This is a genomic window from Pseudomonas sp. NY15372, assembly GCF_048068215.1.
GTDB lineage: Bacteria > Pseudomonadota > Gammaproteobacteria > Pseudomonadales > Pseudomonadaceae > Aquipseudomonas > Aquipseudomonas guariconensis_A.
Window position 1 is genome coordinate 1 of record NZ_JBLUPY010000060.1, and the last position, 12,779, is coordinate 12,779.

Annotated in this window: 7 protein-coding genes and 2 tRNA genes; 2 read left to right on the plus strand and 7 right to left on the minus strand. The window is 65.3% G+C overall.

Annotated elements, in window-relative coordinates:
- Positions 1–223: 223 nt before the first annotated feature.
- The 6 genes from ACNFG0_RS22260 to ACNFG0_RS22285 form a co-directional block, all read right to left on the minus strand.
- On the minus strand, positions 224–979 hold the full coding sequence (locus ACNFG0_RS22260; protein WP_084858656.1) for an FKBP-type peptidyl-prolyl cis-trans isomerase: 756 nt from the start codon (positions 977–979) through the stop codon (positions 224–226).
- A 177-nt stretch (positions 980–1,156) separates the two neighbouring features.
- Complete coding sequence (gene nirD, locus ACNFG0_RS22265) at positions 1,157–1,522, minus strand: nitrite reductase small subunit NirD (RefSeq protein ID WP_196146056.1); 366 nt, start codon at positions 1,520–1,522, stop codon at positions 1,157–1,159.
- Complete coding sequence (gene nirB, locus ACNFG0_RS22270; RefSeq protein WP_196146055.1) at positions 1,522–4,074, minus strand: nitrite reductase large subunit NirB; 2,553 nt, start codon at positions 4,072–4,074, stop codon at positions 1,522–1,524. The genes nirD and nirB overlap by 1 nt, the downstream gene beginning before the upstream one ends.
- Positions 4,075–4,316: 242 nt before the next feature.
- Complete coding sequence (locus ACNFG0_RS22275; RefSeq protein WP_416766445.1) at positions 4,317–8,105, minus strand: molybdopterin-dependent oxidoreductase; 3,789 nt, start codon at positions 8,103–8,105, stop codon at positions 4,317–4,319.
- A gap of 457 nt (positions 8,106–8,562) precedes the next feature.
- A tRNA-Asp gene (locus tag ACNFG0_RS22280) sits at positions 8,563–8,639 on the minus strand.
- A 16-nt stretch (positions 8,640–8,655) separates the two neighbouring features.
- Positions 8,656–8,731 (minus strand) — tRNA-Val (locus ACNFG0_RS22285).
- Positions 8,732–8,937: 206 nt separating this feature from the next.
- Here ACNFG0_RS22285 and rdgC point away from each other — a divergent pair.
- Together rdgC and sugE are read left to right on the plus strand one after the other, a co-directional pair.
- Positions 8,938–9,858, plus strand: coding sequence for a recombination-associated protein RdgC (rdgC, locus tag ACNFG0_RS22290; RefSeq protein WP_084858652.1), 921 nt, complete (start codon positions 8,938–8,940; stop codon positions 9,856–9,858).
- 207 nt (positions 9,859–10,065) lie between these two features.
- The gene (gene sugE, locus ACNFG0_RS22295; RefSeq protein WP_196146053.1) at positions 10,066–10,383 is read left to right on the plus strand and encodes a quaternary ammonium compound efflux SMR transporter SugE; all 318 of its coding nucleotides are present in this window, start codon (positions 10,066–10,068) and stop codon (positions 10,381–10,383) included.
- An 18-nt stretch (positions 10,384–10,401) separates the two neighbouring features.
- On the opposite strand, the gene ACNFG0_RS22300 is transcribed toward sugE, so the two are convergent.
- Positions 10,402–12,276 carry an MFS transporter gene (locus tag ACNFG0_RS22300; protein ID WP_196167374.1) on the minus strand — a complete coding sequence of 625 codons (1,875 nt, stop codon included), beginning with the start codon at positions 12,274–12,276 and terminating at the stop codon, positions 10,402–10,404.
- Positions 12,277–12,779: the final 503 nt, after the last annotated feature.

Genomic DNA, 12,779 nt, shown 5'->3' on the forward strand with positions numbered 1-12,779 from the left:
ACTTCCCCTTGCCGGGTGTGTAGAGGACTTTCACCTCCAAGTCACCCACTCGACCACCACAGCCAAGCAGGTTGCGCTTGCGCGCAACGCGCCATGCCTGGCGCACCATGATAAAGGGCCGCTTTGCGGCCCATCGCGGCGCAAGGCCGCTCCTACAGAGAGTGGGAGCGGGCTTGTCCCGCGATGGGGCGCGAAGCGGCCCCTGTTGTTACTTGCGCGGTAATTACTTGGCGGGTTCTTCAGCCGCTGGCGCTTCGGCTTCCGGCGCCTCGCCCTGGGCGTTTGCCGGGTCCTTGATGCCCAGCAGTTCCAGGTCGAAGACCAGTACCGAGTTCGCCGGGATCAGCGGGCTCGGGCTCTGGGCGCCGTAGGCCAGGTCAGCCGGGATGTACAGCTTGTACTTCTCGCCAACGTGCATCAATTGCAGGCCTTCGACCCAACCCGGGATCACGCCGCTGACCGGCAGGTCGATCGGGCTGCCACGCTCGACGGAGCTGTCGAACACCTTGCCATCGATCAGCTTGCCTTCGTAGTGGACAGTGACCACGTCGGTCGGCTTGGGCTGCGGGCCGTCGGCCTTCTTGACCACTTCGTACTGCAGGCCCGAGGCGGTGGTGACCACGCCTGGCTTCTTGCCGTTCTCTTCGAGGAATTTCTTGCCGGCGCTGGCCGCTTCCTCGCTGGCCTTGGCCAGGCGCTCTTCGGCGCGCTTCTGCAGGTCGGTGAAGGCCGCTACCAGGTCTTCGTCCTTGATGCGCTGCTCTTTCTTGGCCACCGCATCCTCGATGCCGAGGGCCACCGCTTTGGAATCTAGGTCTTCCATGCCTTCCTGAGCCAGGCTCTTGCCCATGTTCAGGCCGATACCGTAGGAGGCTTTCTGTGCCGGAGTCTTCAGCTCGACGCTGCTGGTCTGAGCGTCGCAGCCCGCGAGGACCAAACCAACCAGGGCAACCGCAGCCGCCAAACGATGCTGTTTCATGCTAGTTCCTTGTTCATGCGCCATAAGGGCAATCAGGTAAAGCCGCGAGCTTAGCAGGCGGCCATCACCAATGGCTACCGGCATGAGAGCCAGGAAAGTCCGATAAGTTCACGGATATTTCCCAGTCGCTGAGGCGAACCGTCCTGCCTGGCAGCTCGCAACTTCACGCCCTGCCCTTCAAGCGCACGCCGCAAGCTCCACCGCATCGCCGCAAAGGCGCACCGGCCATACGCGCAAGGCCTGCGCCGCATCTTCCAGGCAATGCCCGTCGTGCAGGCTGAAATGCTGCTTGTACAGCGGGGCCGCGACCACCAACTGCCCTTGCAGGCTGCCGACCAGGCCACGGCCGATGATATTGGCGCCGGAGCGCGGGTCACGGTTGTCGAGCGCGTACAGCGGCTGGGCCTGGCCGGGTAGGTAGAACAGCGCCACCTGTTCGCCCTCATGCCAGACCACCACGCCGGAGTCGGCGACCAGGTCCTGGAGCCGGCAGACCGTTTGCCAGCCGGGTTGCGTTGCGACAGCAGCGTTGGACAGTTTCATCAGACAGCCTCCTGGGTGGTTGGGATCAGGTGCAAGGGTGCGGCCGGCCGGCGCTGCTCGCGCTCACGCACGAAGTGCACGTCCGGGTCGGGGCGCTGGTCGTTGACGAAGGTACGGAAGCGCTTGAGCTTTTCCGGGTCCTTCAGGGCATTGGCCCACTCGCACTCGTAGCGGTCGACCACATGCTGCATCTGTGCTTCCAGCTCGCCGGCCAGGCCCAGGCTGTCGTCGAGGATCACCTGCTTGAGGTAGTCCAGCCCCCCTTCGAGGCTCTCGCGCCAGACCGAGGTTCGTTGCAGCTTGTCGGCGGTGCGGATGTAGAACATCAACACGCGGTCGATGATTCGCACCAGGGTTTCGTCGTCGAGGTCCGTGGCGAACAGTTCGGCATGCCGCGGGCGCATGCCGCCATTGCCGCAGACGTACAGGTTCCAGCCCTTGTCGGTGGCGATGACGCCGATGTCCTTGCTCTGCGCCTCGGCGCATTCACGGGTGCAGCCGGAGACCGCGAACTTGAGCTTGTGCGGTGAGCGCAGGCCCTTGTAGCGGTCTTCCAGGCGCAGGGCCATGGCGACGCTGTCCTGCACGCCGTAGCGGCACCAGGTGCTGCCCACGCAGGACTTCACCGTGCGGGTCGACTTGCCGTAGGCATGCCCGGTCTCGAACCCGGCCTCGATCAGTTCGCCCCAGATCAAGGGCAGCTCGTGCAATTGTGCGCCGAACAGGTCGATGCGCTGGCCGCCGGTGATCTTGGTATAGAGGTCGTATTTCTTCGCCACCTGGCCGATCACGATCAGCTTGTCGGGGGTGATCTCGCCGCCGGGAATACGTGGCACCACCGAGTAGGTGCCGTTCTTCTGCATGTTGGCCATGAAGGTGTCGTTGGTGTCCTGCAGCGGCACCAGGGACGGGTCCATGATCGGCTGGTTCCAGCAGGAAGCGAGGATCGAGCCGACGGTGGGCTTGCAGATGTCGCAACCGACGTGGCCCTTGCCGTGGCGCGCGAGCAGGTCGGCGAAGGTGCGAATGCCTTCGACCCGGACCAGCGCGTAGAGCTCCTGGCGGGTGTAGGCGAAGTGTTCGCACAGGCTCTTGTCCACGGCCACGCCACGGGCGCCCAGCTCGTGCTCGAAGACCTGCTTGAGCAGGGCCGCACAGCCGCCGCAACCGGTGGCGGCCTTGGTGCAGCCCTTGACCGCGGCAAGGTCGGCACAGCCGCTGTCGATAGCGGCGCAGACCGCGCCCTTGCTGACGTTATGACAGGAGCAGATGGTCGCGCTGTCGGGCAGCGCATCGGCGCCCAGGGCGGGTACTGCGCCGCCCTGCGGCAGGATCAGCGCTGCTGGGTCGGCCGGCAGGGCGATGCCGTTCTGCACGTATTGCAGCAGGGTGTCGTAATAGCTGTTGTCGCCCACCAGCACCGCGCCGAGCACGCGCTTGCCGCTGGCATCCACCACCAGCCGGCGATAGGCCGCGTTGGCCTCGTCGATGAAGCGATAGCTGCGCGCGCCCGGCGTGGCGCCGTGGGCATCGCCGATGGAACCGACATCCACCCCCAGCAGCTTGAGCTTGGTGGACATGTCGGCACCGGCGAACGCCTGCGCAGGCTCGCCTGCCAGCAGTGCCGCCAGGTTGCGGGCCATGCCGTAGCCTGGCGCCACCAGGCCGAACACACTGCCGTTCCACGACGCGCATTCGCCGATGGCGAAGATGCGTGGGTCGCTGCTGCGGCAATCGCCGTCGATCACCACGCCGCCCCGGGCGGCGATTTCCAGGCCACAGGTGCGGGCCAGGGCATCCTGGGGGCGGATGCCTGCGGAGAACACGATCAGGTCGGTTTCCAGGTGCTCGCCGCCGTCGAAGTTCATGCGGTAGCGGTAGGCCTCGCCAGCACTGATCGACTGGGTGGCCCGGGACAGGTGCACGCCCACGCCCAGCGCTTGGATCTGCGCGCGCAGGGCAGCACCACCCTCGCTATCGAGCTGCACCGGCATCAGCCGCGGCGCGAATTCCACGACGTGGGCTTCCAGGCCCAGGGACTTCAAGGCATTGGCGGCCTCCAGGCCAAGCAGGCCACCGCCGACCACCACGCCTCGGCGGGCGTTGCCGGCTGCGGCGCGGATGGCGTCGAGGTCGTCCAGGGTGCGATAGACCAGACGTGCGGTGCCGCTGGAACCTTCGATCGGCGGCACGAAGGGATAAGACCCGGTGGCGAGAATCAGGTGGTCATAGCCATAGCGTCCTTCGGCGGTGACCACTTCGCCGCGTTCGCGGTCGATTTCCAGTACGGCCTCGCCCAAGTGCAGGTGCACGCCGTGGCGGTCGTAGAAGTCCCGCTCGCACATCGCCAGGGCCTCGGCATCGCTGCCGCCGAAGTATTCGGAGAGATGCACGCGATCGTAGGCGCGCTGGCGCTCTTCGCCGAACACCCGCAGCTCGAAGCGCGCCAGCGCGCCGCGCTCGATCAGTTGTTCGACGCAGTGGTGGCCGACCATGCCGTTGCCGACGATGACCAGTCGCTCCCGTTGCCCGCTGTTCGCTGTTGCCTTCATAGCCGATCCTCGCGAAAAAAAAGGCGCCTGGAGCCGAAGCTCCAGGCGCCTTTGCCTGTTCTCATCAGTTTGGGCCCGGGCTGGTCGCCGTTGATCAGCAGGGCATGTTGTCAGTGTTCAAAAGCAGGGAGTGTGCCAACTCTGCTAGGAGCTAGGTCTTGAGGTGGGTGATGGCGGTCCCCAAAGCAGTTGCGCCAAACAAATCGCCCCAATCCTGTGCACGCCTGCTCATCCTGGGGCACTCAGTACACATCGCGCCGGTAGCGGCCGGCCTTGCTCAAGGCGTCCACATAGGCCTGGGCAGCCTCGTTACCCATGCCGCTGTGCTCGGCCACGACGTGGCGCAAGGCGGCGTCGACATCCTTGGCCATGCGCATGGCGTCGCCACACACGTAGAAGTAGGCGCCCTCCTCCAGCCAGCGCCACAGCTGCGCGCCCTGCTCCAGCATGCGCTGCTGGACATACACCTTGGACGCCTGGTCGCGGGAGAACGCGGTGCTCAGGTGCAGGTGGCCGCTGGCCTGCCAGGCCAGCAACTGGTCGCGGTAATAGAAGTCGCAGGCTTCGTGCTGCTCGCCGAAGAACAGCCAGTTGCGCCCGCTCGCCCCACGCGCCTGGCGCTCTTCGAGAAAGGCCCGGAACGGCGCGATGCCCGTGCCGGGGCCGACCATGATCACCGGCGTACGGTCGTCCTCGGGCAGGCGGAAGTGTTTCGCCACCTGGGGGAAGATCGCCACCTCGACCCCTTCGGCGCGGTCGGCGAGGAAGGTCGAGCACACGCCCTTGCGCGCGCCATAGCGCACCGTGGAGACCGTCAGGTGAACCTGGCCGGGGTGCGCGATGGGGCTCGAGCAGATCGAATACAACCGGGGCTGCAACGGCTTGAGCAGCTCCAGCCATTCGGCCAACGACAGCGTTTGGGGAAACTCGCCCAGGACATCGGCCAGTTGCCGGCCCCAGAGCCAGTGCTTCAGGTCGGCCTTGCGCTCGGGCAACAGCATGCCCCGCAGGTCGCTGCTCGCCTGGCTGAAAACCTCCAGCTGGCTGGAAGTGACCCGGGTGATGTCCAGGTGCCGCTCCAGGGCAACGGCCAAGGGCATCGGTGCGTGCCCCTTGAGTTCGACCATGGCCTGGCCGTCCAGCCTCATCAAACCGAGCAGCTCCTCGACCAGCGCCGGGCAATTGCGAGGCCAGACGCCCAGGGCATCACCGGCCTGGTAGCTCAAACCACTGTCGCCCAGGTCGAATACCAGCTGACGGGTTTCCTTGCTGGCGCCTGGGCCATTGAGCAGGCGGTTTTCCACCAGCCTGGCCGGCAACGGGCGCTGCTTGTCGAATGCTGCACCGCCAACGCTTTTGCGCGAGGCCCTGACCGGTGCTGCCCCCAGCTGCGCAAGCAAGGCATCGAGCCAGGCAGCGAAAGCCTCGTCGAAGTCGGGCTCGCAGTCGACACGGTCCAACAACCGGCGAGCCCCCAGCTCGGCCAGCCGCGAATCGAGCTTGCGGCCGAAGCCGCAGAACTGGTCATAGCTGGAGTCGCCTAGGGCTAGCACGGCATAGGGCAATTCAGCGCAATGGCTGCCCTGCTCGCCTTGCAGGGCCTGCCAGAAACCTGCACCGCTGGCAGGGGCTTCGCCGTCACCGAAGGTGCTGGCGATCAGTACGACACTGGCGGCGCCTTGCAGTTGGCGCGGGCTGATCGCCTCCATGCAGCTGACCTCGACCGCCAAACCCGCCTCGCGCAGGCTTTGCCCGCAGCGCTCGGCCAGGCTTTCGCCGTTGCCGGTCTGCGAGGCCCAGAGCACGCGGTGGCGGGCGGCATCGCAGGCGTCTTCGGCAACCGTCGGCGGCGTCAGGTCGAGCACCTCGATACGCGCTCCACCGACCCGTTCCAGAGCCACGGCACAGTGTTTGTAGGCCGGCTGCAACGAGGTCGGGTCGACGGCGTCGCAGGTCACCGCGTTGATCGCCAATTGCTCGCCGAAAACGTCGTTCCAGTGGAAAGGTGCAAAGCAGTTGCCCGCCTGTACCCGGTCGCTGATCCGCGCCGGCAGCACCGCCTGCCCGCGACGGGAGCGGATGGCCACCTGGTCGTGCTCGGCGATACCCAGACGCGCGGCGTCCGCGGGGTTGAGCTCGACGAAGGGCCCCGGATCGAGCCTGTTCAGGCTGGGGATCTTGCCGGTCTTGGTCAAGGTGTGCCACTGGTGCTGCACGCGCCCGGTATTGAGCACCAGCGGGAACTGCGCGTCAGGCAGTTCGGTCGGCGGCAGCCACGGGCGTGCCAGGAAACGTGCCTTGCCGCTGGGCGTGGGAAACGCCAGGGCCGGCCGGGCGCCCTGGCCAGCAGTCAGCAGGTGCTGGCTGACGCCATCGTTGTGGTAACGCAGCGGGCTGCGGTCATGGTCGCGGCCCGGGGCGCAGGGCCACTGGCGGGGGCGCTCGCGCAGCTCGGGGTAGCCGATACCGCGCAGGTCGTAACCGGTTTCCGGGTTCCAGAAGCGGCGGATCTCGTCGAACACGGCCTCGGCGTGGGGGTAGTCGAATCCCTCCGCGTAGCCCATGGCACAGGCGATGCGCGCGATGATCTGCCAGTCCGCCAGGCTCTGGCCGGGCGGCTCGACCGCCTGGGACATCAGGGTCAGGTTGCGCTCGCTGTTGACCATCACCCCCTCGCCCTCGGCCCAGAGGGCGGCGGGCAACAGGATGTCGGCGTAGCGGTTGGTCTCAGTGTCGAGGAACGCATCCTGAACGATCACCAGTTCCGCCTGGCCCAGGCCGTCGATGACCTGCTGGCGATTGGCGACGCTGGCCACCGGGTTGCTGCAGATGATCCAGCAGGCCTTTATGCAGCCAGCCTTCATCTGTTCGAACAACGCCACGGTGCCGCCCCCGCTCTCGTTGCGCAGGCTGCCCGGGGCGAGCCCCCAGTGCTGCTCGACGAAGGCACGGTCGGCGGCGACCTGCGCCGAACGCTGGCCCGGCAACCCAGGCCCCATATAGCCCATCTCGCGCCCGCCCATGGCATTGGGTTGGCCGGTCAACGAAAACGGGCCGCTACCCAGGCGGCAAATGGCACCGGTGGCCAAGTGCAGGTTGCACAGGGCATTGCTGTGCCAGGTGCCGTGGATGCTCTGGTTCAGGCCCATGGTCCAGCAGCTCATCCAGTTGCCGGCGCGGCCTATCCAGTCGGCGGCCTGACGAATGTCGGCCTCGGCGAGGCCGGTGATGGCGGCGACCCGTTGCGGTGTATAGGCCTCGAGGAAAGCGGGCATCGCCTCCCAGCCTTCGGTGTGGCGGGCGATGAAGTCGGCATCGGTATGGCCGTTGCGGTGCAACAGGTGCAGCAGCCCGTTTAGCAGGGCCAGGTCGGTACCCGGGCGCACTTGCAGGAACAGGTCGGCCTTGTCGGCGGTGGCGCTGCGCCGGGGGTCGACGACGATCAGCCTGGCGCCGGCCTTGAGCCGATCGAGCAGGCGCAGGAAGAGAATCGGGTGACAGTCGGCCATGTTCGCACCGATCACCAGGAACACCTCGGCGTGCTCGAAGTCCTGGTAGCTGCCCGGTGGCCCGTCGGCACCCAGGGACTGCTTGTAGCCGCTGCTGGCGCTGGCCATGCACAGGCGCGAATTGGATTCGATGTGCCGCGTGCCGATGAACCCCTTGGCCAGCTTGTTGGCCAGGTACTGGGCCTCCAGCGACATCTGCCCGGACACATAGAGTGCCACTGCGTCCGGGCCATGGGCGTCGATGATCCCTCGCAGTCGGCCGGCGGCCTGTTCGATGGCGCTGTGCAGGGTGCCCTGCACGGGCTCTTGATGGCGCTGCTGGCGGACGAATGCGTGGGTCAGGCGCCCAGCGGCGGTCAGTGGCAGGTGGGCAGTCTGGCCCTTGGTGCAGAGGCGACCGAAATTGCTCGGGTGTTGCTTGTCACCGCTGACCTTGGTGACCTTGCCGTCCGTCACGGTCATGACGATGCCGCACCCTACCCCGCAATATGGGCAAACACTGCGCACTTCGCTGCTGCTCATCGGTCGATCTCCTGGCCGCATGAACGAAAAAAGGCGCCGGCCGCCCCGCCCTGCAGAAGCAGGAGGGGCAGCACGGCGCCTTTGTCGTGGAGGCCATCGGCGTTGATGGCCTGGATGCAGGAGCATCAGCAAGTACTGGGCCAATTGCAGGCATCAGCCCGCCCACAGGGACTCCAGTGTCCTTGAGGGGAACAAAAACGGCTTGCCCCGCGATAGGGCCGGCACAGAAATGGCACTCAACCGATGGGCTCGCACCAATTGGTGGCATGTGAGATGGTTCGCCGTAGCAGCTTTGGCGCCTGTAAGATCGAGCGCCGCCCGCGCGCGATCTCACAGGCAACAACCGCCTCACGACCTACCCTGACGACAACATCAGGCAGCAGAAATAAAAAAAGCGACCCTAAGGTCGCTTTCTTTGTGGCTTCCGGGTGTTCAGTGGGCCCTGGAAGCTGGAATATGGCGCAGCGGACGGGACTCGAACCCGCGACCCCCGGCGTGACAGGCCGGTATTCTAACCGACTGAACTACCGCTGCGCTAAACATCGAGAAGTGGTGGGTGATGACGGGATCGAACCGCCGACCCTCTGCTTGTAAGGCAGATGCTCTCCCGGCTGAGCTAATCACCCAACGTCTCGGTGTGGCGCGCATTCTACGGATGACCCTCCACCCTGGCAAGCACTTTTTTCAAATTTTTTTTCAGATCTTTCAAAGACCTAGCGCAACCGGCCTTTTCCACTTTAATAGGAGGCTGCTGGCCCTCTGACAGGGTTGGCCTGGAGCCACCGCTCGGAGAATAATGCCCGCCTTATGCATTAAGGAGAGATTCCCCCTCATGTGGTTCAAGAACCTGCTGACCTACCGCCTGACCCAGGACGTCCCGTTCGAGCCCGAGGCACTGGAAGCCGCCCTGGCCAGCAAGCCAGCCCGCCCCTGTGCCAGCCAGGAGCTGACCACCTATGGTTTCGTCGCCCCGTTCGGCAAAGGCGAGGACGCTCCCTTGGTGCACGTCAGTGGTGACTTCCTGCTGATCGCTGCCCGCAAGGAAGAACGCATCCTGCCCAGCAGCGTGGTCAACGATGCGGTCAAGGAAAAGGTCGAAGAGATCGAGACCGAACAGATGCGCAAGGTCTATAAAAAGGAACGCGACCAGATCAAGGACGAGATCATCCAGGCGTTCCTGCCGCGCGCCTTCATCCGCCGCTCGATGATCTTCGCCGCCATTGCCCCTCGCCTGGGCCTGATCCTGGTCAACTCGGCCAGCGCCAAGCGAGCCGAGGACCTGCTGTCGACCCTGCGTGAAGTGATGGGCTCGCTGCCGGTGCGTCCGGTAACGGTCAAGACCGCCCCGAGCGCGACCATGACCGACTGGGTCAAGACCCAGGAACCGGCCGCCGACTTCTTCGTCCTGGACGAGTGCGAGCTGCGCGACACCCATGAAGACGGCGGCATCGTACGCTGCAAGCGCCAGGACCTGGCCAGCGAAGAGATCCAGCTGCACCTGGGCACCGGCAAGGTGGTCACCCAGCTGGCCCTGGCCTGGCAGGACAAGCTGTCGTTCGTGCTCGACGACAAGACCGTGATCAAGCGCCTTAAGTTCGAGGAACTGCTGCAGGAGCAGGCCGAACAGGACGGCGGCGAGGAAGCCCAGCAGCAGTTCGACGCCAGCTTCACCTTGATGATGATGACCTTCACCGAGTTCCTGCCGGCGCTGTTCGAGGCGCTGGGGGGCGAGGAGATTCCGCAGGGGGTCTGAGGCCTCGCTGTGCCTTGCGCCCCATCGCCGGCCAGCCGGCTCCCACAGGGGGCAAATGGGGGCGCCGGCGTGCCGGCGATGGGGCAGTCGGGCTTGCCGTGGTCTAAGCAGATGTGCAGTATAGTGCGCACTGTGAGGACGACCTCACGACGCACTGCGTGACCATTCCGGGGACGGCCCCATCCTTAGCCACGATGGAGACTCATCATGTCCTGGATCATCCTGTTCTTCGCCGGCCTGTTCGAAGTGGGCTGGGCCGTAGGCCTCAAGTACACCGACGGTTTCACCCGCCCCCTGCCCACCGCCTTGACCGTCGCCGCCATGGCCGTGAGCCTGGGCCTGCTGGGCCTGGCCATGAAGGAACTGCCGCTGGGTACCGCCTACGCGGTGTGGACCGGCGTCGGTGCCGTAGGCACGGTGATCGCCGGGATCATCTTGTTCGGCGAATCCATGGCGTTCATGCGCCTGGCCAGCGTCGCGCTGATCGTCGCCGGCCTGGTCGGCCTGAAGGTCAGCACCGGCTGACCTTCACCTCTACCCTTTTCAACGCGCGTCGCCGCGCAAGGCACAGACCTTCTCGCGCAGTGCCTCGGGCTGCGCCGCGTCCACCGGGACGGCGGCGCCAGCCACCAGGGTCACCCGCGACCACAGGCGCCTGAAGAACCCCTTGTTCGGGTCGCGGCTGAAGAAACTGCCCCAAAGCCCCTGCAGCGCCAGCGGGATCACCGGCACCGGGGTTTCCTGCAAGATGCGGCTCACGCCACCCTTGAACACATCGATTTCACCATCGGCACTGAGCTTGCCCTCGGGGAAGATGCACACCAGCTCGCCGTCGGCCAGGTACTGGGCGATACGGGCGAAGGCGCGTTCGTAGGTGGCTTCGTCCTCGCCACGCCCGGCGATGGGGATGGCCCCGGCCGTGCGGAAGACGAAGTTGAGCACAGGCAGGTTGTAGATCTTGTAGTACATGACGAAGCGTATCGGCCGGCGAATGGCCCCCCCGATCAGCAGCGCATCGACGAACGACACGTGGTTGCACACCAGCAGCGCCGCGCCTTCGTCGGGGATGCGCTCGAGGTCGCGGTGCTCCACGCGGTACATGGAATGGCTGAGCAGCCAGATCATGAAGCGCATGGTGAACTCGGGCACGATACGGAAGATATAGGCGTTGACCGCGATGTTGAGCAGCGACACCACCAGGAACAGCTGCGGGATGCTCAGCTCGGCCAGGCTCAACAGAACGATGGTGACGATGGCCGAAACCACCATGAACAAGGCATTGAGGATGTTGTTGGCGGCTATCACCCGGGCCCGCTGGTCTTCGGGGGTGCGTGCCTGGATCAATGCATACAGCGGCACGATGTAGAAACCGCCGAACACACCCAGGCCGACGATCGACAGCAGGATCCACCAGGCCTGGCCCATGCCCAGCAACGCCAGCCAGTCGTGGGGCACGGCGCCCACCGGCACATCGCCGGAATGCCACCACCAGAGCAGGCCGAACAGCGTCAGGCCGAAGGAGCCGAACGGCACCAGGCCGATTTCCACCTTGCGCCCGCTCAGGCGCTCGCACAGCAGCGACCCCAGGGCAATGCCCACCGAGAACAGGGTCAGCACCAGGGTCACCACGGTTTCGTCGCCGTGCAGCCAGTCCTTGGCATAGGCGGGAATCTGAGTGAGGTAGATGGCGCCGACGAACCAGAACCAGGAGTTGCCGACGATCGAGCGAGACACCGCTGGGGTTTGCCCCAGGCCCAGGCGCAGGGTGGCCCAGGATTGCTTGAAGATGTTCCAGTCCAGCTTCATCTGCGGCGCAGCTGCGGCAGCCCGGGGGATCCAGCGGCTGGCCAGGTAGCCGAGCACCGCGGTAGCCACTACGCCGGTGGCGGCCACCGTGGCGTAGTGCGTGGAGGACATCATCACCCCGGCGCAAAGGGTCCCGGCCAGGATCGCCAGGAAGGTGCCCATCTCCACCAGGCCGTTGCCGCCTACCAACTCCTCCTCCTGCAAGGCCTGGGGCAGGATCGAGTACTTCACCGGGCCGAACAGCGCCGAGTGGGTACCCATGGCGAACAACGCCAGCAGCATCAGCGGCAGGTGGCCGGTGACGAAGCCCGTGGCGCCGATGGCCATGATGACGATCTCGGCCAGCTTGATCACACGGATCAGCGCATCCTTGGCGAACTTTTCGCCGAACTGCCCGGCCAGCGCCGAGAACAGGAAGAACGGCAGGATGAACAACAGCGCACAGAGGTTGACCCAGATCGAGCGGTCGCCCTCCAGGCTCAGCTTGTAGAGGATCGCCAGGATCAGCGACTGCTTGAACAGGTTGTCGTTGAAAGCGCCCAGCGACTGGGTGATGAAGAACGGCAGGAAACGCCGCTTGCCGAGCAGGGTGAATTGCGAGGGGTGACTCATCGTCCGTGTACCTGGTTGGGCTTTTCGATTGGAGGCACGCACAGCGCGCAAAGCCACAAATTCGCATGGGAATGAGGCAAGCTTCAACCCATTTGCAGGCGCCTGTGGGAGCGGCGGTGCGGCGATCCGACGTGTCCCGCGATTGGGGCGGGCCGGGTATTCCGTCCTCTGGCAAGGGCTTCGCCCTTGATCGCGGGACAAGCCCGCTCCCACAGACAGCCCGCCAGTGGCAAGCTTTGCGTGATCCTGTAGGAGCGGCCTTGTGCCGCGATGGGGCGCGTAGCGGCCCCAATCATTGACCCGGAGCGCAGCGCAGGGGCCGGATGCAGGAGCCAGCGTTTTTTGGTTACTTTTTGTCGCGTTTGACAAAAAGTGACCCGCCGTAAGGGCGCAAAGGTGAATCAGCGTCGCCATCGCAAATGGACTTTGCGCTTACGTCAAAACCAACAATTTATCGACTGCATTGAAATAGCGAAATATCCATTCGCCATGGCGGCGCTCAC

Excerpts from the sequence above, each read along its gene's own strand:
- rdgC (WP_084858652.1), top strand. The coding sequence starts at position 8,938 with ATGTGGTTCAAGAACCTGCTGACCTACCGCCTGACCCAGGACGTCCCG.
- ACNFG0_RS22260 (WP_084858656.1), bottom strand. The coding sequence starts at position 979 with ATGAAACAGCATCGTTTGGCGGCTGCGGTTGCCCTGGTTGGTTTGGTC.
- ACNFG0_RS22275 (WP_416766445.1), bottom strand. The coding sequence starts at position 8,105 with ATGAGCAGCAGCGAAGTGCGCAGTGTTTGCCCATATTGCGGGGTAGGG.
- nirD (WP_196146056.1), bottom strand. The coding sequence starts at position 1,522 with ATGAAACTGTCCAACGCTGCTGTCGCAACGCAACCCGGCTGGCAAACG.
- nirB (WP_196146055.1), bottom strand. The coding sequence starts at position 4,074 with ATGAAGGCAACAGCGAACAGCGGGCAACGGGAGCGACTGGTCATCGTC.
- sugE (WP_196146053.1), top strand. The coding sequence starts at position 10,066 with ATGTCCTGGATCATCCTGTTCTTCGCCGGCCTGTTCGAAGTGGGCTGG.
- ACNFG0_RS22300 (WP_196167374.1), bottom strand. The coding sequence starts at position 12,276 with ATGAGTCACCCCTCGCAATTCACCCTGCTCGGCAAGCGGCGTTTCCTG.